20 protein-coding genes and 2 pseudogenes are annotated in these 20,791 nt (G+C 40.9%); 5 read left to right on the forward strand and 17 right to left on the reverse strand.

Features of this window, described 5'->3' with window-relative positions:
- The first annotated feature begins 23 nt into the window (after nt 1–23).
- The gene (locus tag ACLNCP_RS05890; RefSeq protein WP_161683526.1) at nt 24–221 is read left to right on the forward strand and encodes a ferredoxin; all 198 of its coding nucleotides are present in this window, start codon (nt 24–26) and stop codon (nt 219–221) included.
- Nucleotides 222–278: 57 nt separating this feature from the next.
- Here ACLNCP_RS05890 and ACLNCP_RS05895 read toward each other — a convergent pair whose 3' ends face one another.
- The 6 genes from ACLNCP_RS05895 to ACLNCP_RS05920 form a co-directional block, all read right to left on the reverse strand.
- Nucleotides 279–1,244: a glycosyltransferase family 2 protein gene (locus ACLNCP_RS05895; RefSeq protein WP_424844177.1), complete on the reverse strand. Its 966-nt coding sequence runs from the start codon at nt 1,242–1,244 to the stop codon at nt 279–281.
- A gap of 1 nt (nt 1,245) precedes the next feature.
- On the reverse strand, nt 1,246–2,265 hold the full coding sequence (galE, locus tag ACLNCP_RS05900) for a UDP-glucose 4-epimerase GalE (RefSeq protein WP_261011136.1): 1,020 nt from the start codon (nt 2,263–2,265) through the stop codon (nt 1,246–1,248).
- A 299-nt stretch (nt 2,266–2,564) separates the two neighbouring features.
- A complete protein-coding gene (locus ACLNCP_RS05905) occupies nt 2,565–3,668 on the reverse strand; it encodes an NAD(P)/FAD-dependent oxidoreductase (protein WP_203213396.1) in 1,104 nt (367 codons plus the stop codon).
- Between the two features lie 16 nt (nt 3,669–3,684).
- Nucleotides 3,685–4,482 carry a Nif3-like dinuclear metal center hexameric protein gene (locus tag ACLNCP_RS05910; protein WP_049502397.1) on the reverse strand — a complete coding sequence of 266 codons (798 nt, stop codon included), beginning with the start codon at nt 4,480–4,482 and terminating at the stop codon, nt 3,685–3,687.
- The gene (locus ACLNCP_RS05915; RefSeq protein WP_261060158.1) at nt 4,469–5,146 is read right to left on the reverse strand and encodes a tRNA (adenine(22)-N(1))-methyltransferase TrmK; all 678 of its coding nucleotides are present in this window, start codon (nt 5,144–5,146) and stop codon (nt 4,469–4,471) included. The genes ACLNCP_RS05910 and ACLNCP_RS05915 overlap by 14 nt, the downstream gene beginning before the upstream one ends.
- Nucleotides 5,147–5,247: 101 nt before the next feature.
- Nucleotides 5,248–7,584 (reverse strand): cation-translocating P-type ATPase, encoded by a 2,337-nt coding sequence (locus ACLNCP_RS05920; RefSeq protein ID WP_237447007.1) that lies wholly within the window; start codon nt 7,582–7,584, stop codon nt 5,248–5,250.
- Nucleotides 7,585–7,717: 133 nt separating this feature from the next.
- On the opposite strand from ACLNCP_RS05920, the gene ACLNCP_RS05925 reads away from it, so the two are divergent.
- Nucleotides 7,718–8,467 carry a lysophospholipid acyltransferase family protein gene (locus ACLNCP_RS05925; RefSeq protein ID WP_064275970.1) on the forward strand — a complete coding sequence of 250 codons (750 nt, stop codon included), beginning with the start codon at nt 7,718–7,720 and terminating at the stop codon, nt 8,465–8,467.
- A gap of 42 nt (nt 8,468–8,509) precedes the next feature.
- Here ACLNCP_RS05925 and ACLNCP_RS05930 read toward each other — a convergent pair whose 3' ends face one another.
- The 6 genes from ACLNCP_RS05930 to rpsO all read right to left on the reverse strand — a co-directional run bounded on the left by ACLNCP_RS05930 (nt 8,510) and on the right by rpsO (nt 13,975).
- A complete protein-coding gene (locus ACLNCP_RS05930) occupies nt 8,510–9,202 on the reverse strand; it encodes an alpha/beta hydrolase-fold protein (RefSeq protein WP_237447008.1) in 693 nt (230 codons plus the stop codon).
- Complete coding sequence (locus tag ACLNCP_RS05935) at nt 9,183–10,190, reverse strand: ABC transporter substrate-binding protein (protein WP_237447009.1); 1,008 nt, start codon at nt 10,188–10,190, stop codon at nt 9,183–9,185. Before ACLNCP_RS05935 ends, ACLNCP_RS05930 begins: the two co-directional genes overlap by 20 nt.
- Nucleotides 10,191–10,209: 19 nt before the next feature.
- Entirely contained in the window at nt 10,210–10,965 is a 756-nt protein-coding gene (locus ACLNCP_RS05940) for an ABC transporter ATP-binding protein (protein ID WP_424844178.1), read from the reverse strand.
- 1 nt (nt 10,966) lies between these two features.
- Complete coding sequence (locus ACLNCP_RS05945) at nt 10,967–12,013, reverse strand: FecCD family ABC transporter permease (RefSeq protein ID WP_424844179.1); 1,047 nt, start codon at nt 12,011–12,013, stop codon at nt 10,967–10,969.
- A gap of 258 nt (nt 12,014–12,271) precedes the next feature.
- Nucleotides 12,272–12,892: a CadD family cadmium resistance transporter gene (locus tag ACLNCP_RS05950; RefSeq protein WP_060628622.1), complete on the reverse strand. Its 621-nt coding sequence runs from the start codon at nt 12,890–12,892 to the stop codon at nt 12,272–12,274.
- An 813-nt stretch (nt 12,893–13,705) separates the two neighbouring features.
- The gene (gene rpsO / locus ACLNCP_RS05955; protein WP_001018251.1) at nt 13,706–13,975 is read right to left on the reverse strand and encodes a 30S ribosomal protein S15; all 270 of its coding nucleotides are present in this window, start codon (nt 13,973–13,975) and stop codon (nt 13,706–13,708) included.
- A gap of 202 nt (nt 13,976–14,177) precedes the next feature.
- On the opposite strand from rpsO, the pseudogene ACLNCP_RS05960 reads away from it, so the two are divergent.
- The 3 genes and pseudogenes from ACLNCP_RS05960 (at nt 14,178) to thrS (ending at nt 16,816) form a co-directional block, all read left to right on the forward strand.
- A pseudogene (locus ACLNCP_RS05960) lies at nt 14,178–14,551 on the forward strand (hypothetical protein).
- A 100-nt stretch (nt 14,552–14,651) separates the two neighbouring features.
- Nucleotides 14,652–14,832: pseudogene (locus ACLNCP_RS05965) on the forward strand (hypothetical protein).
- Between the two features lie 40 nt (nt 14,833–14,872).
- Entirely contained in the window at nt 14,873–16,816 is a 1,944-nt protein-coding gene (gene thrS, locus ACLNCP_RS05970) for a threonine--tRNA ligase (RefSeq protein WP_049502404.1), read from the forward strand.
- Nucleotides 16,817–16,979: 163 nt separating this feature from the next.
- Here the strand turns inward: thrS and ACLNCP_RS05975 are convergent, their stop codons facing one another.
- From ACLNCP_RS05975 to ACLNCP_RS05995, 5 genes are all read right to left on the reverse strand, one after another.
- Nucleotides 16,980–18,029, reverse strand: coding sequence for a DUF389 domain-containing protein (locus ACLNCP_RS05975; protein WP_084928276.1), 1,050 nt, complete (start codon nt 18,027–18,029; stop codon nt 16,980–16,982).
- Nucleotides 18,026–18,349, reverse strand: a complete 324-nt coding sequence (locus tag ACLNCP_RS05980) for a potassium channel family protein (protein ID WP_001253404.1) — start codon at nt 18,347–18,349, stop codon at nt 18,026–18,028. The genes ACLNCP_RS05975 and ACLNCP_RS05980 overlap by 4 nt, the downstream gene beginning before the upstream one ends.
- A 13-nt stretch (nt 18,350–18,362) precedes the next feature.
- Nucleotides 18,363–18,704, reverse strand: a complete 342-nt coding sequence (locus ACLNCP_RS05985) for a hypothetical protein (protein WP_000397556.1) — start codon at nt 18,702–18,704, stop codon at nt 18,363–18,365.
- Complete coding sequence (locus tag ACLNCP_RS05990) at nt 18,629–18,931, reverse strand: TMEM175 family protein (RefSeq protein ID WP_004240734.1); 303 nt, start codon at nt 18,929–18,931, stop codon at nt 18,629–18,631. The genes ACLNCP_RS05985 and ACLNCP_RS05990 overlap by 76 nt, the downstream gene beginning before the upstream one ends.
- Before the next feature lie 717 nt (nt 18,932–19,648).
- On the reverse strand, nt 19,649–20,698 hold the full coding sequence (locus ACLNCP_RS05995) for a DUF389 domain-containing protein (protein WP_004255628.1): 1,050 nt from the start codon (nt 20,696–20,698) through the stop codon (nt 19,649–19,651).
- Nucleotides 20,699–20,791 lie beyond the last annotated feature (93 nt).

Raw genomic sequence — 20,791 nt, forward strand, 5'->3', positions numbered from 1 at the left:
ACTTTTCTTATTACAATATAAATATGAAAATCACACTTATACCTGAACGCTGCATTGCCTGTGGTCTTTGCCAAACTTATTCTGATTTATTTGATTACCACGATAATGGAATCGTGCGTTTTTACGATGACCCTGACCAACTAGAAAAAGAAATCTCTCCTAGCCAGGACGTCGTAGAAGCTGTTAGAAACTGTCCGACACGTGCCTTGATTAAAGATTAACTTTAATATCAACAAGAACGTTCCACTCCTTCTAGTTTAGCATATTTCCATGCAAAATTATAGTCTTTTCTCTTTATTTTTTTCTGTAAAATCAGGAAGGTCACTTTTTTCTTTGACGAGATAAAGTGGTCTTTTTTTAGTCTCTAGATAAATCTTACTAATATATTTGCCGAGAATCCCAATGGTCAAGAGTTGAATGCCTCCAAGAAAGAGAATAACAGCCATCAGAGAGGTCCAACCTGATGTCGGATTGCCCAAAATGAGAGTCCGAACCACAACAAAAAAGGTCATAAGCAGAGAAATAAAACAAGATAGGAGACCAGCCACAAAGGCGATAATCAAGGGAAAATCTGAAAAATTAACAATCCCTTCAATGGAGTAGAAAAAGAGGTGCCTAAAACTCCAACTGGTCTTGCCAGCCTGCCTTTCGACATTTGGATAGTCCAGATAGTGGGTTTTAAAACCCACCCAAGCAAAGATTCCTTTAGAAAAACGATTAGACTCGGTCAAACTTAAAATGGCATCGACTACAGACCTTCTCATCATGCGAAAATCACGAACACCTGACGGCAGGGCTACTGGACTGATTTTTTTCATGAAGCCATAAAAGAGATCAGCACAGAAACTGCGAAAGAAGGGTTCTCCCTCCCGACTAGTTCTCCGTGTTCCTACACAGTCTAAATCTGCATTCTGATCTAGTAAGGCTTTCATCTCAAGCAACATACTAGGAGGATCTTGGAGGTCTGCATCCATTACCACCACCAGATCTCCTGTCGCATATTGCAAACCTGCATACAGAGCCGCTTCTTTGCCAAAATTTCGAGAGAAAGAAATATAATGTACTGCCGGATTTTGCTCCCGATAGGCCTTTAAAAGTTCCAAGGTTCCATCGTTTGATCCATCATCGACAAAGACATACTCGATTTCTGTTTCCAAATCTGGAAGTAAAGTTTCCAAAGCCTGATAAAAAAGAGGAAGTACTTCCTCTTCGTTTAGACAGGGGACAATGATTGACATCACCATCTTAGTCTTCAAATCCATTTGGATGCTTGCTTTGCCAACGCCATGCGTCTTCACACATTTGGGTGATATCTAGTTCTGCTTCCCAATCGAGTTCTGCTTTGGCTTTTGCTGGATCTGAGTAGCAGGCTGCGATGTCACCTGGGCGACGGTCCACAATGCGGTAAGGAATGGGACGTCCCACTGCTTTTTCCATGTTTTGGATAATTTCAAGAACTGAGTAGCCTTTACCTGTTCCAAGGTTATAAACGTTTAGACCTGAACCTTTTTGAATTTTTTTCAAAGCTGCAACGTGACCTTTAGCCAAATCGACAACGTGGATATAGTCACGAACACCAGTTCCGTCTTCCGTATCGTAATCGTCTCCAAACACTTGCACTTGCTCTAATTTCCCAACGGCTACTTGAGTTACATATGGCAAGAGGTTGTTTGGAATACCGTTTGGATTTTCTCCCAAATCACCACTCTCATGGGCTCCGATTGGATTGAAATAACGAAGCAAGACAACATTCCATTCTGAGTCTGCTTTGTAAATATCCGTTAAAATTTCCTCTAGCATAAGCTTAGTGCGACCGTATGGATTGGTCACTGAAAGTGGGAAATCTTCCAAGATTGGCACTGTATGAGGATCTCCATAAACTGTCGCAGAAGAACTGAAAATGATGTTTTTACAGTTGGCTTCTTCCATGACTTTCAAAAGGCTAACAGTTCCTGCGATATTGTTGTCATAATAGGCAAGAGGGATACGGGTAGATTCCCCCACAGCCTTCAAACCAGCAAAGTGAATGACACCCGTTGGTTCTTCTTGCTTGAAAATATCTCTGAGAGTATCCGTATCACGGATATCTGCCTCATAGAAAGGCACTTCAACTCCTGTAATTCTCTCAACAACTTCTAAACTTTTTCTGTTACTATTAACAAGGTTATCCACCACAACAACTTGATGACCTGCTTGGATTAACTCAATAACAGTGTGGGTTCCGATAAAACCTGCTCCACCCGTTACCAAAATCTTTTCTTGCATCTTCTTTCCTCGATTCTCGGATTATTTTTTCTTATTTTACCATTTTTGATAGGGAATGTCATTTGCCATCCTAGAGGGGAGGCTAAAATTTAAGTAAAATGCTTATACTCTTCGAAAATCTCTTCAAACCACGTCAGCCTTGCTTTGCTGTAGGTAGGGTTACTGACTTCGTCAGTTCGATCCACAACCTCAAAACAGTGTTTTGAGCTGACTTCATCAGTTCTATCCACAACCTCAAAGCAGTGCTTTGAGCAGCCCGTGGCTAGTTTCCTAGTTTGTTCTTTGATTTTCATTGAGTATTATTCGCTTTTTACTCGTTTGACATAGTTTTCAATTGGGTAGTTTAGAGGGTCCAAGGTCAACTCCTTGTCTTGGATCAGTTGAGCTAGATGGTAACCAATGATAGGACCAGTTGTGAGGCCTGAGGAACCTAGTCCACTAGCAGCATAGACACCTGATAAGCCAGGTACTTGTCCAAAGAAAGGAGAGAAATCACTGGTATAGGCACGGATTCCCACACGCTCAGCTCTTGAAGTCGCTACTGCCAAGACTGGATAGTGAGGCAAGGCTGCCTCCTCCATTTGTTGGAGTAAGGTTTCATCTACCGTCAAATCAAATCCCATATCATTTTCATGGGTAGCGCCTAGGGATAATTTCCCACCTGCAAAAGGAATCAAATCCCACTCCCCTTCTGGCATAACAACAGGGTAAGCTTCCATGTCTTGGGCAAGTTGATAATCTCGGAGTTGCCCCTTTTGGGGACGAACATCTACTTCATAACCTAAAGGCTCTAACAGATGTCCCAACCAAGCTCCCATCGCCAAAATAACCTGATCAAACACCTCTTCGTCAATCTGGTAACCTGATGCTAAAGGTATCAGAGTCACTTTTTCTTTGACCAGCTTGACGTGACTGGCTTCCAGCAAACGAGTCACTAAAAGTTGGCCATCTACTCTCGCTCCACCAGAAGCATAGAGCAGGTGATCAAATTCCTGCAAGCCAGGGAATAATTCATTAGCTGATGCTGAGTCCAGAATGGCTAATTGCCCTATCAAAGGAGATTCTTCTCTACGCTGGAGGGCTAGTTGATAGAGTTCTTCCAACTTAGTTTCATCCTTTTTCAGGAGAAAGACTCCCGAACGCTGGTAAAAGTCGATTTCTTGTCCTGACTTCTCTAAATCTGCTAATAAATCCACATAAAAGTCAGCCCCCAAGCGCGCCATTTTGTACCAGGCCTTATTGCGGCGTTTGGAAAACCAGGGGCTGATAATTCCTGCTGCGGCCTTAGTAGCCTGACCTTGTCCATGATCAAAGACTGTTACTTCTAGATCACTTTCTTTCGAGAGGTAGTAGGCAGCTGTTGCACCTACAATCCCTGCTCCAATAATGGCAACTTTTTTCATTGTCTTCACCTTCTAACTAGATATGGTGGAAAGGATTGGTCGATGCTTGACTAGGTAAGATATCAATAGTCCAGCCTTTTTCCTCTTTCCATTGATTAAGAAGCTCTGCAATTTTTTCTACAAAAAGCACTTCGATATAGTGACCTGGGTCCAAGGCTAGCAAGCCATCAGACAGCATATCCTGAGCAGTGTGGTAGTAAATATCACCAGTGATATAAACATCTGCCCCCTTTGCCAAAGCATCCTTATAGAAAGACTGCCCGCTACCACCACAGATGGCCACTCTTGAAATAGGCTTCTGCAAATCTCTCTCTTGATAATGCACCAATCGAAGGCTATCTAAACCAAAGACTTGCTTGACATGCTGGGCCAATTCCCCAAATGTCTGAGGCTGAACATTCCCAATACGTCCAATTCCACGTTCAGGACCTGTCTCCTGCAGATAAGTCGTTTCCTCGATACCTAGCATCTGACAGAACCAATCATTGAGGCCATTTTCAACGATGTCAATATTGGTATGGCTGACATAAACTGCGATGTCATGCTTTATCAAATCAATGTAAATCTGATTTTGTGGACGGCTAGCTACCAAATCCTTGATGGGACGGAAAATCGGCGCATGCTTGACAATAATCAAGTCTACACCCTTTTCAATGGCTTCAACCACCGTTTCTTCACGAATATCGAGAGCCACCATGACCCTTTGGATATCCTTGTCTAAAGTACCAATTTGCAGACCACGACTGTCTCCCTCCATGGAAAATTCCTGAGGGCAAAAGGCTTCATACGCATTAATCACTTCACTTGCTAACATGGAGAACCTCCTTGATGGCTTGAATTTTATCTACTAGAACTTGACGTTCTTCCAGATTTTTTTCTGGGATTTGTCCGAGGGCAAACTCTAGATTAACAGCTTCTTTTTGCCATTTTTGGACAAAGACTGGACTGATCTCTTTGGACAAGAAAGGTCCAAAGCGAACATCACTGGCTGATAGCTTCATTTGTCCTGCTTCCACCACCAAAATCTCGTAAAACTTGCCAGCTTCTTCTAAGATGCTTTCAGCTACAATCTGAAATCCGTTCTCTTGTAGCCAGATACGCAAGTCGTCTTCACGATTATTGGGCTGAAGGATCAATCGTTCTACATTAGCTAACTTGTCCAAGCCTTCTTCTAAAATCCTAGCAATCAAACGACCACCCATACCAGCAATGGTAATGACAGACACTTGGTCTGACTCTTCAAAGGCTGCCAAGCCATTGGCTAAACGAACCTGGATTTTCTCCTTTAGGCTGTGAGCCTCAACATTTTTGACTGCAGATTGGTAGGGACCTTCCACCACCTCACCTGCAATGGCACTTTCGATTTTTCCTCTTTCGACCAAGTCGATAGGCAGATAAGCATGGTCACTTCCCACATCTAGTAAAATAGCTCCCTGTGGCACAAAGGAAGCCACTAATTCTAATCTCTTTGAAATCATTTTCTCTCACTTTCCAAAACTCTATTACCTCTTATTATACCACATTTCAGCTGGCAATCTTGTACCTAAAAAGACCGCAATCCACAGATTGCAGCCTTTCTTTATTTTCTGGCTTGATAGCGACTAGTCAGGATGAAAATCACGGTAAAGACCAACATCATGACACCATAAACAGGTAATGTTTGTCCTGTTAAGGTTGAAATTTCAAGCAGTTTTTGAATTCTTGGGAAGAGAGCTGTGGCTAGGAAGCCTCCTACTGACCAAACAATCAGGAGGACACGCCATAGGGTAAATGGCATGCAGGCTCTAAATACAGATAAGAAACCAATTGACCCCAAGAGATAATAGAGTAGAGTTGAAATTTCTAACTCAGACCAACCTTGGCTACTTCCAAATATTTTCACAAAAAGAACGCTGAACACAACCATGAGAGCACTTGGTAGAGCACGAAGCATGGATCTTCTGAGGAAGTTTGGCTCAACAGGTTTGATATTTCGCTCAAAAGTCAGAACGAATGGTGGGAACCCTTCCACGAACTGGTCAATCATGGTAATCTGGATCGGAATGAAGGGGAAAATCAAGATCCACTCAGACCGACCTAGTAAAGCACTGGCGATACAGATAACTGCGAGCAAGAATGAGTAGATGGTCTTTATCAAGAAAATCGGTGCAATGTGGGCAATATTATTAACCACACGACGACCTTCAAAAAGAATCTCAGGAACATCATTAAAGTCAGAGTTCAAGAGAACCAGATTGGCAATCTGACGAGTCGCTGGATCTCCCTCAGCCATCACGATAGAACAATCCGCCTCACGAAGGGCCAGGATATCATTAACTCCATCCCCTGTCATAGCTGTTGTATGCCCCGCTTTTTTCAGTGTTTGGATGATGAGTTTCTTTTGATGAGGGGAAACACGTCCGAAAATAGCTGTCTCCTCAGCCATAGTAATCAATTCCTCATCCGTAATTTTTGAGCAATCTACATAACTGTCATAGTCTGCAAAACCAGCCTTCTGGGCAATGCTGGATACCGTAACTGGATTGTCCCCAGAAATGATTTTGAGTCCCACTTCTTGAGAACGAAGATAGTCCAGCGTCTCAGCTGCTCCTTCTCGTATCGGGTCCAAGATTTCTAGCAAGGCTAGAGCCTGAATATCAGATGGTTTCTGTGGTTTGTGATGGTCTAATTTCTCCTGACTGAGAGCTAAGACCAAGACACGTGACCCTCTCTCCAAGGCCTCCCTGGCTTCTGGGGCTTCAGAGTCCAGCAACATCTCAGGCGCACCTAAGAAAACTGTCCCCAAACCTTCCAATTCCATAGCTCCCCACTTGCGATCGCTTGAGAAAGGAAGATTGGAAAGCATAGGATAAGAAACTTCTCCCACAAAACGCTTTCGAATAGCTTGGGCTGTTGGATTTTTATCTTCACTATGAGCCATGTAACTAGTCAGGATGCTGGCAATAGCCTCTTCATCATAATCTTCCATCAGCGGAAGAACAGCCTCCACCTGCATTTTTCCTTGGGTGATGGTGCCCGTCTTGTCCAGACAGAGCATATCCACGCGCGCCAGGGTCTCAACAGAGTACATCTCCTGCACCAAGACCTTTTTCAAGCCCAACTTAATCACTGCAGTCAAGAGCGAAGTAATGGTCAAAAGGGCAATTCCCTTAGGCAACATTCCCAGTAGGGCTGTCGACGAATTTACAACGGACGACTTAAGAGGCAAACCTTTTAAAAGCAAGGCTTCTAGCAAGAGAGCCAGACCAAAAGGAATGATAATCTTCCCAGTAAAACCTGCTAACCTATCCAGCGATTTCATGATACGGGAGTTAATAGGTTTAACGGTCTTGGCTTCCAGCATGAGTTTGGCAGCATAGTTGTCAGCACCGACATGGTGGACTTGAGCCAAAACTGACCCACTTGCTAGGAAGCTTCCTGACAAAAGCAAGGCGTCAACTTCCTTTTGCACCAAATCACTTTCCCCCGTCAACATGGCTTCATTGACTTCCGCAAATCCTTCCAGAACCAAGGCATCACTGGGAATCTGCTCCCCAGCAGACAAACGAATGACGTCTCCTAGCACCAATTCTTCAGGATTGAGGGCAACTTCCTGTCCATCACGAATGGTTTTGACCTTTTCCTTGGTCATGAGATTGAGCTTATCTACCATGTGTTTAGCCCGCAGCTCGGTCACAATACCAGAAAAGGTGTTAAAGCAGATAACAGCAAAGAAGACCAGATTGCTCCAAGCCTGCACAAAGGCTAGTGCCAAAACAATAGCAAAGTTCAAAGCATTAAAAAGAGTAAAGACATTTCGTTTAACGATTTGCCAAGTGCTGGTACTAGCCGATGCGGTAAAATCATTGACCAAGCCCTTAGCCTGTCTTTCCTTGACTTCTATTTGGGTTAATCCCATAATCTTATTTTTATCCATAAATTATATCATATCATTTTTTCTAAAAGAATTCTAATCTCATCCCAAATATGCACCTAGTCAAGGGAAAAAGTTTGCCAGCCCTCCTTTGATAAGGTATAATATTAACAAGAAAAGAATCGAAGGAGATCGCATGTTTTATACTTATTTACGTGGATTGGTTGTATTGCTACTATGGTCCATCAATGGCAATGCCCACTACCATAATACCGATAAAATTCCTAATCAAGATGAAAATTATATCCTGGTTGCGCCTCACCGCACCTGGTGGGATCCAGTTTATATGGCCTTTGCGACTAAGCCAAAACAGTTCATCTTTATGGCCAAAAAAGAACTCTTTACTAACCGTATTTTTGGTTGGTGGATTCGTATGTGTGGTGCCTTTCCTATCGACCGTGAAAATCCTAGCGCCTCTGCCATAAAATATCCTATCAATGTCCTAAAAAAAAGTGACCGCTCTCTCATCATGTTTCCAAGTGGAAGCCGTCACTCAAACGATGTTAAGGGTGGCGTAGCCCTGATTGCCAAAATGGCCAAGGTTCGTATCATGCCAGTTACCTACACAGGTCCCATGACTTTGAAGGGCTTGGTTAGCCGTGAACGTGTCGACATGAACTTTGGAAATCCAATCGATATTTCAGACATCAAGAAAATGAATGATGAAGGAATCGAAATGGTTGCAGACCGTATCCAAACAGAATTCCAACGTCTGGACCAAGAAACGAAACAATGGCACAACGATAAAAAACCGAACCCACTCTGGTGGTTTATCCGCATCCCTGCCCTCATCCTTGCCATTATCCTTGCTATCTTAACCATCATCTTTAGCTTTATCGCAAGCTTCGTCTGGAATCCAGATAAGAAAAGAGAGGCTCTTGGTTAAAAAATACAACAATCCCTTGGCAAAAGCCAAGGGATAATTCTTTTATTTGATTTTCCATTTTTGTGCCAACCAGCCGGAAAAGGCTAGAAATCGCTCAGCCACTTGTTCATGGTGCCCATAAGGATCAAAGACAAACTGACCTTTCGGATAGCGTTTTTGAAGATCGGTATGGATCTGTTCAGCATAAGCTGGTGCTTGAGCCAAGCGATTAGTATGATAGGCTCCTTCTGTTTGACCATTTTGTAAATACAGCAAACAATCTAGATTTTTCACTGTCTCTTTCTTGCAGTAAGCCACAAAATCAGGATACCAAAAAGAACCGCAGATAGAGAAAACACAGGAAACCTTGTCAAAGCTGAAAAGACTGTAAACTGCCGCCAAACCACCTAGTGAGTAACCTCCATAAGCAAGGCGAGTTTCGTCCAGACGATAAAGCGACTGCAACTTGTCTAAAAGACCTCCAAACAAATGATCATGATAGACCTTGGCCTGACCTCCAAAATCTGGAGCCCCATCTCTCAGAGCAGATGCCTTCCAGGGAGTGTAATCGTCTAAGCGATTTTTAGAGGTCAAGCCCACTAAAATCACAGATTCGGAAAGGGAAGATAGGAAATCCAAGTTTCCATCATTCAATAAAATAGCCGGATAGGTTTGATTGGGGTCGTAGTTAGAAGGAAGGCTGATTTTGACTTGAATTCCTTCCCAATCAAACTTATTATTTATTGATAAAGTCATTGATTTTCTCAAGGGAATCAATCACTGCTGGACCATAGTCCATCAATTCATCGTAAGAGATGGTCATGATTTTTTGATTCTTAATAGCAGGAACGCTTTCCAAAACAGCATTTGCCTTCATCAACTCTACTGCTTTTTCATCCAATTTTTTATTGCGGTCGCTGGTTACATAGATAATCAATTCAGGATCCATTGACACGAGGTTTTCCAAGGTCAAACCTGATGTCCCCGTAGCAACGTTTGTATAACCAAGTTGGTTCAGCAAACTTTCTTGCAAAGCAGACTTGTAGGCACCGAAGGTTTCATCATTATACGCAACCATAATCAAAGCCTTTTTCTTTTCACCTTGACTTGCTGGATTTGCTTTCTTAACAGCATCAATTTTAGTTTGTAATTGGGCTGCGTATTCATTAGCCTTGTCCTGAACATTAAAAATTATTCCAAGATTTTTGACATCTTCTACGATATTCCCCAAATCTTGCTGAATCGTTGAGAGAGAAGCTTTTTGCGTATAGACTGGGATTTTGTTTTCATTCCAAGCGCTAACTGTTCCCAAGGATTTTTCAGAAAACATCATGTTTCGACCCATCACAGCGTCTGGCTCATAAGAAAGGACTGTCTCTTGTGAGACTGTTTTTTTATCCCCAATTTGAGGAATCGTCGCAATCGCGTCCTTGTATTTGTCCGTCACAGCATTGTCTGGATTGAGCATGCCAGCAATTTTATCTTTCAAACCTAGTTCCAATAAGATTTCAGTGGTTGAAAGATTGTTTGTAATAACTTTTTCAGGTACCTTGTCAAAAACTTGTTCGACTTCATTTCCTTTAGCATCATAGGTTTTAACCGTTAGTGGATAAGTCGTCTCTGCGCTTGCCTTTTGACTTGTTTCGGCGCTAGACTGCGTGGAAGCTTTTTCTGTAGTATTACCACACGCTGCCATGGTTAAGGTAGCTACTGTTACCAGTAAAATACTTAGTGTTTTTTTCATCTTGTTTTCCTTTTCATTCTTATAAATAGTGAATCATAGCTTGCTGATCATCGGTCCAAGTCACCTGACTTTGAACTCCGTATACAGTTTGCAATGACTCAGGGGTGATGGTCTCCTTTGGAGTCCCTTGGTAAAGGATTTCTCCCTCTTTCATCAGATAGAGATAATCCGAATAGCGACAAGCAAGTTGAATATCATGCAGGACAGCTAGAACATTGATATTGAGATTTTTCACAATGGCTAACAAGTCTAGCTGGTACTTGATATCCAGATGATTGGTTGGTTCGTCTAGGAGTAAGAGAGTCGGTTCTTGCGCCAAGGCGCGGGCTAACAAAACTCGCTGTTTCTCTCCCCCTGACAGAGACGAATAGAGACGAGTTTTCTTCTCGAGCATATCCACCTTAACGAGGGCATCTTGAACGAGGGCATAATCTCTTTCCTTTTCCTTCTGTAAAAAAGAGAGATGGGGCGTTCTTCCCAGCAAGACGATTTCCTCAACTGTACAATCAAACTGCAATTGATTAAACTGGGTGACAACTGCCATTTGCTTGGCTGTTTCTTTGAGCGTCCATTGTTCCAGAGGCTTGCCATCTAGGCTTATCAAGCCTTTGTCTGCCTTTTCCTGACGATAGAGGAGTTTAAGTAGGCTGGTTTTTCCACTTCCATTTGGTCCTAGTATCGTATGAAATTGATGCCCCTCAACCTTAAGAGAAACTCCTTTGAGGATTTTTTTCTCTCCTAGTCCAAAGTGGATATCCTGACAAATCAAGTCCATATCAGACCCTCACCTCCCTTCTCCTACCTCCAACAATGTAGATAAAGAAGGGAGCACCTACTAAGGCTGTGAAAATACCAATAGGCAACTCAGCATTTGGAATAGTGACACGAGAGAGTACATCTGCCCAGATGACAAAGAGGGCACCTAGCAAGGTTGCAACAGGAAAAAGCCTCTTGTAATTCGTTCCTACTAACCCTCGAGCTAAGTGAGGAGTAATCAGACCGACAAATCCAATAATCCCACAGGTTGCCACCAAGACTGCTGTCAGCACAGCTACCATGGTCACATAAAGATACCAATAAAAGCGTAAGGGAATCCCCAAAGTTAAAGCAGCCTCATCTCCCATCATCATCGCATTAAAAACACGATACTGAGTAGAGAAAAATAGAAAGACCATTCCTACTACTATAGTTGGCAGGACCAAGTCTGCCCAGGAAGTCCCAGCGAGCGAACCCATGGTCCAAAACTTAATGGTCATCACACTGTCCGCATTAGCCCCGACTGAGATAATAAAGTTTGAAAAAGCCAGAAAGAGAGCGTTGACCACCGTTCCTGATAAGATCAGACTAGATGTTGTCATCCTGCCCTGCATAGAGGCAATGATGAGTACAGCAATTGTTGCCAAAATAGCTCCAAGAAAAGCTCCAAGGCTAATCATCACTTTTAAACCAAGAATGATGCTCAAGGTTGCTCCTAGAGTTGCACCCGCAGATATTCCTAAGACATAAGGCTCTGCGATGGGATTGTTCACTGTAGACTGCATCACGCTACCACACATAGAAAGGCCTGCTCCTACTATCAGACCTAACAATACTCGAGGGAATCTCATGTTCCATACAATGGCAAGAGTAGACTTGGAAACCTCTCCTATCTCAAGAGGAAATCCCAACCTGCTCAAAACAATCCGATAGGTATCTCCTAGATTAATCGCAACAGATCCCATTGAAACTGCTAGAAAGAGAGAAATCCCTAAAATACCTAGCAAAATAACTAAAAGTAACACAAATTGCTGGTCTTGTCGGCTTCCAGAAAATTTGGAAAGCATGCAAACCTCCTTTGATAGAATCTTAAAAATTTAGAAAATTCTCATGAAAAAGTATACCATATTTTCAACTGTGTAACAAGCTATAGAAAAAATACAATTAAAATCAGAAAAATTATGGTTGATTTTTCCATACAGTGCCAGGAAGCATAAGCAAAGATAATGCTTAAGCATAGCAAGGTAAGATGACAACATAAAAAGCCCTCTGAAGTCAGAGAGCTGATTTGAGCTCGGACTAAAATCCTAGTGAAACAAAAAAATCTACACGATCAGAAAAGTCTCTATCGTGCCATTTTCATACATGATGTATAGTCCAAGTACAATGAATACTAAGGGCACAATGATTCGCTCGTATTTTTCAATTGTCTCGAATATTAACGGAATAGAGGATAACACCCGACTAATCTCGCATAAGATAATTATGCCGATTACAAACACAAGCAAGGCCACGAGGGTCTGTGACCAATCTAACGAAGCAAAATAAGGTATATAGATACCTAAATTATCTCCGCCAGACGCAATTGTTAGCAATGTAACTGTCCAAAACAGTTGATTTGCCTTGCTTTGTTCTAATCTTTCAATAATTTCTTCCTCTTCTTCCTCTTCCTCCTCACCTTCTCCAACAATTGCAAAGCGAATCCCTAAATAGATAGGGATTAAACCAAGCAATCCAACCATCCATTCTTCAGGCACGAAATTAACGACATAAGCAGCAACTAAACTCGCCCCTACAAGTAAGCCTGTGCCTAGATATTGCCCCGCATAAATATGCCATTTTTGTTTATTCTGTGATAGCTGTGCAAATAAAATAAATAAAATAATTAAATAATCGATACTGGTGGAAATATAAACACCAATAGCAGATATGATTGTCTGTCCCATAAAAACCTCCTGTATTAGTCAGTAATAAATCAGCAGATTTTAGGAGAGCACAGACACATTAATTTAGCTATCGCTAGTGGGTAATGTCGAACATAGGAAAGCATTTTACTCCTCCTCAAAACGTAGTTACAAAGTAATTTCTAACTGGAATTCGGTGACTACTTCCATGTAAAGTATAACATACTATACTTTACTTCGTAAAGTGTGGGCTCTCCGAAGGGGCTTGCAGACTGCTACTAGGCTTTTCAAGCCGAGTAGCTGCGCACCCTTATGGTGTAATTAGCTGATACCATTTGAGGTTTTTGTAGTCTCCAAAATTGTGACCGATAAAACCTCAATAAAAAAGCCCTCTGAAGTCAGAGAGCTGATTTGAGTTCAGGCTAAAATCCTAGTGAAAAAGATGGTACTCCTTGTGTTCATCGAACACGGTGTCGTTTCCCTATTTTCATACGGATTTCTTACACCCTTAGCATCATGATTCTTGCTGGATAAAACGTTTATAGACTAGACGGCGAGGAGAAGAATGTACGAAACTTTCAGTGAAACAAAAAAATCTCCCCGAAGGGAGATCATTCTGGTTTATTTTACCTTACAGTGCTAGGAACCGTAACCAAAGATTATACTTGAGCATATCAAGGTAAGGTGACAAAAGTAAAAAAGCTACCCAATTTAGAGTAGCTTCATTATCAAGATATGCTCAATTGAACACGGCCTAAGCACTTGGCAAAAAAGATAAAATTTCCTAGAAACTGAAGTTTCTTCGTCAATTTTCCTATTTTTGCTTTGTGCTTTTGACGGCCTTTGTATCTTGAATTAGCGACGAAGTCCTAGAGAGTTGATCAACTCACGGTAACGGTTAACGTCGTTTTTACGCAAGTATGCAAGCAAGTTACGACGGCGACCGATTTTTTTCATCAATCCACGGTAAGTAGCGTGGTCTTTTTTGTGTTGTTTGATGTGTTCGTTAAGGTGGTTGATTTCCCAAGTAAGGACAGCAACTTGAACCTCTACTGAACCTGTATCACCTTCGTGACGTGCATATTGTGCGATGATTTCATTTTTTTTCTCTTTTGAGATTGCCATGATGTTTCTCCTTTTTATTTGGCTTCATCCGAGTGACAGGTTGGCATGCCTGTAACCAAGAAGAAGTTATTTGTCTTTACGACAATCCCTATTCTACCAATAACTAACTTCTTTGTCAACAGATTTACTTTCTTGTTTTAAACATGCTATAATAATTATAGCAAGAGATCTAAGTTATCTGTTTTTAAACGAGGTAATTGTCATGCCTAGATTCTATTCCCATCTCCCCTACTATCTGGTCATATTTTTCTTTTATTGGCCACTTTATCAGTTGTTATCACTAATTATTTCTGACCCCCTTTTGCTCAAGAGTCTCTACGTAAATAATATTCTCTTCTTTACACCTCTGGTAATCTTGATTGTATCGTTACTCTATAGCTACCGTTTCCGTTTCTCACTTTGGTGGTTAATTGGTAACGGACTGCTCTTTTGCTTTACTATCATAACTTTTGGTGAGTTTATACTAATTTACTTGCTAATCTATGAAACCTTGGCTCTGGTGGGCATGGCTTCCGGTATTGGCATCAAGCATATTCTACAAAAATGAAAAACAAAAAACTTTCACAAAATCCTTGAAAAATCTCACAATCATGCTATAATAATCCATAGAGACAAGTCACTTAGTTCCTTTCTACTAGAGAGTGCGTGGTTGCTGGAAACGCATAGGAAGCCTAAACTGATACTACTCTTGAGTTTTTATGAAAACATAAAACGGTGGCCACGTTAGAGCCAATCAGAGGTGTCCCTCTTTTTTGAGGAACATAAATGAAGGTGGAACCACGTTGCGACGTCCTTTCGAGGATGTCGCTTTTTGTTTTTCTAGCTTTCACAATCCTCTGTCCCTGTTTTTAGAATAGGGTTAACACATTCGTCAATAATATAAGTAAGGAGAACATCATGATTAACATTACTTTCCCAGATGGCGCTGTTCGTGAATTCGAATCTGGCGTTACAACTTTTGAAATTGCCCAATCTATCAGCAATTCCCTAGCTAAAAAAGCCTTGGCTGGTAAATTCAACGGCAAACTCATCGACACTACTCGTGCCATCACTGAAGATGGAAACATCGAAATTGTGACACCTGATCACGAAGATGCCCTTCCAATCTTGCGTCACTCAGCTGCTCACTTGTTTGCCCAAGCCGCTCGTCGCCTTTTCCCAGACATTCACTTGGGAGTTGGTCCAGCCATCGAAGACGGCTTCTACTACGATACTGACAACACTGCTGGTCAAATTTCTAACGAAGACCTTCCTCGTATCGAAGAAGAAATGCAAAAAATCGTCAAAGAAAACTTCCCATCAATTCGTGAAGAAGTGACTAAAAACGAGGCACGTGAAATCTTCAAGAACGACCCTTACAAATTAGAATTGATTGAAGAACACTCTGAAGACGAAGGTGGTTTGACTATCTATCGTCAAGGTGAGTATGTAGACCTCTGCCGTGGCCCTCACGTCCCATCAACAGGCCGTATCCAAATCTTCCACCTTCTCCATGTAGCAGGTGCTTACTGGCGTGGAAATAGCGACAACGCTATGATGCAACGTATCTATGGTACAGCTTGGTTTGACAAGAAAGACTTGAAAAACTACCTTCAAATGCGTAAAGAAGCTAAGGAACGTGACCACCGTAAACTTGGTAAAGAGCTTGATCTCTTCATGATTTCTCAAGAGGTTGGTCAAGGTTTGCCATTCTGGTTGCCAAATGGTGCGACTATTCGTCGTGAATTGGAACGCTACATCGTAGACAAAGAGCTAGCTTCAGGCTACCAACACGTCTACACTCCACCACTTGCTTCTGTTGAACTTTACAAGACTTCTGGTCACTGGGATCATTACCAAGAAGACATGTTCCCAACTATGGACATGGGGGACGGGGAAGAATTTGTCCTTCGTCCAATGAACTGCCCGCACCACATCCAAGTCTTCAAACACCATGTTCACTCTTACCGTGAGTTGCCAATCCGTATCGCTGAAATCGGTATGATGCACCGCTACGAAAAATCTGGTGCCCTCACTGGTCTTCAACGTGTACGTGAAATGTCTCTTAACGACGGTCACCTCTTTGTAACTCCAGAACAAATCCAAGAAGAATTCCAACGTGCTCTTCAGTTGATTATCGATGTTTATGAAGACTTCAACTTGAATGAATACCGCTTCCGCCTCTCTCTTCGTGACCCTCAAGATACTCACAAGTACTTTGACAACGATGAGATGTGGGAAAATGCCCAAACCATGCTTCGCGCAGCCCTTGATGAAATGGGTGTGGACTACTTTGAAGCCGAAGGTGAAGCAGCCTTCTACGGACCAAAATTGGATATTCAAGTTAAGACTGCCCTTGGTAAAGAAGAAACTCTTTCTACTATCCAGCTTGACTTCTTGCTTCCAGAACGCTTCGACCTTAAATACATCGGAGCTGATGGCGAAGAGCACCGTCCAGTTATGATCCACCGTGGAGTTATCTCAACTATGGAACGCTTCACAGCTATCTTGATTGAGAACTACAAGGGTGCCTTCCCAACATGGCTTGCACCACACCAAGTAACCCTCATCCCAGTTTCTAACGAAAAACACGTGGACTACGCTTGGGAAGTGGCGAAGAAACTCCGTGACCGCGGTGTCCGTGCAGACGTAGATGAGCGCAATGAAAAAATGCAGTTCAAGATCCGTGCATCACAAACAAGTAAGATTCCTTACCAATTGATTGTTGGGGACAAGGAAATGGAAGACGGGACTGTCAACGTTCGCCGCTATGGCCAAAAAGAAACACAAACTGTCTCAGTCGATGACTTTGTTCAAGCTATCCTAGCTGATATCGCCAACAAATCACGCGTTGAGAAATAAGAGATAAAACCTGGGATAAAATCCTAGCTACCTAAAAAGCAACAACTATTTCAGCTGTTGCTTTTTATATTTTATTTAATCTTAGCTAGTAGTGATTGGTAAAACAACAACAAATGATATCCTCCCAAGATTTGCTTTCATGAGTTGGATAAGGTCAATATCCTCAATCCTTGTCTGCTTCATTTTCTTTTACGAGATCTTTTTGTGAATCCTTTTCAGAGAGTTTTTGATCGATATACTTGTTAATGGTTTCATAAAATTCCTTGGTCGTATTACTGTCTAATTTTGTCGAATTATGAACTTGATTGACTTTCAATTGAACAGATTGAATACCGTAAGAGGCTTGTTTTTGGTGGAGCGTTTCTAATTCTTCTTCTGAAATCGGATCTCCAACAACCGTCAAGACCAATTCATTGTTCCTTGACTTGTAGACTTGATTAATGACCGTATGATTGGCGAACTCTTTTCCTACAAACTGTTTGATTCCTTCTTTTCGCGCTTGATCTATCGTCAGAGTGACTGCTGAATAACTAGCTGGAAGAATCAATAATACAATCAAGGAGATCAAGCCAATTCTCATTTTAATATTTAGCTCTTTAAATGAACTTAAGGGAGATTTTCTCATCAAAATTCTTGTTCCAATAATGTTGGCTAGCATGATAAAGACACAGTTGATCAAGAAAAGATAGAGAGCCCCAAATAAAAATCGTACATTTCCGTTAGCTAAACCATATCCTGCAGTACAGATAGGTGGCATCAGAGCTGTTGCAATGGCTACTCCTGGCACGATATTGTTTGCTTCTTTTTTCCTTGACCCAATTACACCTGCTATCCCACCAGCAATAGCAATGAGAACATCCCAAATGGTTGGAGAGGTTCGTGCAATCAACTCGCTACTTGCATAAGATAAGGGGGAAATCCAGAAATACAAAGTCGAGACAAGCAAACTGACCAATATTTGAGTAAATAAAACCTCTAAAGATTGCTTGATTAAACGCGTATCAAAAATAGCTAAACCAAATCCGAGTCCAACAATCGATGTCATAAGAGGGGAAATCAGCATGGCTCCAATAATGACAGCTGTTGAATTCATATTTAAACCTATAGAGGCAATAAAAATCGCACACATCAAAATCACTGTATCTCTTAATCGAACATGAAGATCATCATATAATTTCTCACGGTATTCCCGTGTTGAATAATTGGCAGTCATTTGTCCTCTCCTCTTTCCTTATTTAAATCGGTATAATAATTAATAATAACAGCTGATAAACAGCCAAAAAATATGAGCCCATAAATCGTCAAGAAGACACTGGTAATCCTTCCAATCAAGGTCACAGCTAGGAGATCCCCGTAGCCGACAGTCGTCGAAGTCACAAAAGCATACCAAAGACCGTCTCCGTAATTTGTGATAGCAGGTTCAACTAGGAAAAGCACGCCTCCTGACCCAAAAACAAAGGTCACAAAACTCAGAGCAAACCGAGTAAAACCCGTAACCTGTATAATATGCCATAACATTTTTAAACGTCTCATTTGTTCTCCTTATTCATACTAGCTCCTGACCGAGCCGTTTTTTCCAATAATCAAAGTGAAGATAGGACATGATCTCCATCAGAGAAAGATAGACAAACTGATAGATCTGATTTAAGCTGATTATCAACTGATATTGTTTGAAAAATGACTGGAAGAAAGACCAGATATGACTGTCTTGAATCAGTCCCTTCTTAACATCAGACAGGATATTAGCTAAAGCTCCCAAGGACTGAAACGGTAAATCCTTGACATTTATATAGATCCGGTCCACCACATCATTCAGACTGGTATCTTGGATGGCATGAAATTCTCCAAAGAGAACTCCTGCCGCTCCAAGAGTAGAAACAAATTCCACCAAATAATTTCTGAGGAAATTTTCTCAACCTTTTCCCATAATGTGTTTAGTGCCATCCATAACGATCCCAACCAGAAAAAGGAAAGAAAACAAGCAAAGAAATTTTGCCGTAAATCCCAAAAAGCTTCAAGACTTGGTGTTGTTGGTTTTTCTAACTCTAAAATCAAGATGGTCATAATAATTGCTAGAACAGCATCTGTCAATACAATTAATCTGTCTTTCTTCATCGGATTGCATCCCCTTTCTTTTTTGTAACATTCTATCTTATCGCATAATATTGGATATTCTTTCATAATCCGACTACAAACAAAAATAAACCAAAAAGTCTGTCCCTATTATGCTATATTTAACTCTAGAAGTATTCATCCATCTAATTAATAAGTATATCATATTTCACAATAAATGAATACTATCAAAGATTCATCCCCTTTCACTTCATCATTTAGTGTTGCTTAGATTTATCAAAAACAACCAAATTTGTATTAATTTCAAGTATCACCTAGTTACAAAAATTTGGGGTGAACAGAAAAAGCATCCCGTATTTTTGATACGAAATGCTTTCAATAAGTTTAAATAAGTTTTAACGTTTACTAAATTGTGATGCTTTACGAGCTTTTTTCAAGCCTGGTTTGGAAAGTATGAATTTCAGTTGGACTAAAAACAGCGTAATATCAAGACTTTTCTCCGCTTTTATAAAAGCGTTTTTCCAATCAAATTCAACTAATTTTATCTAAATGGTGTGGATTTTACCCCCAAAATTACAGAGAATGGAGCTGATAAACACTAAACGTTCACACCATTAGTTAAATGATTTTTTTCATCATTTTTCTTAGATGATAGAACTTCTAATTTATTTCTTATTCAAGCAAAAACAACCTGCTATAAGTAAGAAAGAGGAAGATACAAGAAAAACACGGCGTAAAAACCGATTCAGTTCATTGTCCTCAATCCTTGTCTGCTTCATTTTCTTTTACGAGATCGTTTTGTGAATCTTTTTCAGAGAGTTTTTGATCAATATACTTGTCAATGTTTTCATAAAATTCCTTGGTCGCTTCACTATCTAATGTTGGCGAGTTCTGAACTTGATTCACTTTCAATTGAACAGATTGAATACCGTAAGAGGCTTGTTTTTGGTGGAGTGTTTCTAATTCTTCTTCTGAAATCGGATCTCCAACAACCGTCAAGACTAATTCATTGCTACTTGACTTGTAGACTTGATTAATGACCGTATGATTGGCGAACTCATTTTCTACAAACTGTTTGATCCCTTCTTTTCGCGCTTGATCCATCGTCAGAGTGACTGCTGAATAGCTGGCTGGAAGGACCAATAATACAATCAAGGATATCAACCCAATTTTCATTTTAATGTTTAGCTCATTAAATGAACTTAAGGGAGATTTTCTCATAAAAATTCTTGTTCCAACAATGTTGATTAGCATGATAAAGACACAGTTGATCAAGAAAAGATAAAGAGCCCCAAATAAAAATCGTACATTTCCATTAGCTAAACCATATCCTGCAGTGCAGATAGGTGGCATCAGAGCTGTTGCAATGGCTACTCCTGGTACGATATTGTTTGCTTCTTTTTTCCTTGAACCAATGAAACCTGCTATCCCACCCGCGATAGCAATGAGAACATCCCAAATGGTTGGAGAGGTTCGTGCAATCAACTCGCTACTTGCATAAGATAAGGGAGAAATCCAGAAATACAAAGTCGAGACAAGCAAACTGACCAATATTTGAGTAAATAAAACCTCTAAAGATTGCTTGATTAAACGCGTATCAAAAATAGCTAAACCAAATCCGAGTCCAACAATCGATGTCATAAGAGGGGAAATCAGCATGGCTCCAATAATGACAGCTGTTGAATTCATATTTAAACCTATAGAGGCAATAAAAATCGCACACATCAAAATCACTGTATCTCTTAATCGAACATGAAGATCATCATATAATTTCTCACGATATTCACGTGTTGAATAATTTCCAGTCATTGGTTACTCCTTTTATTTCATATACTCTTGTTTCTGCTTAGATGGTGGCAGAGAGACTTCTTTTCAATTTTACATATTTTAATTCTCACCTGT

The sequence above is a fragment of the Streptococcus sp. CL6.35 genome (assembly GCF_049737915.1).
In the GTDB taxonomy this organism is placed as follows: Bacteria; Bacillota; Bacilli; order Lactobacillales; family Streptococcaceae; genus Streptococcus.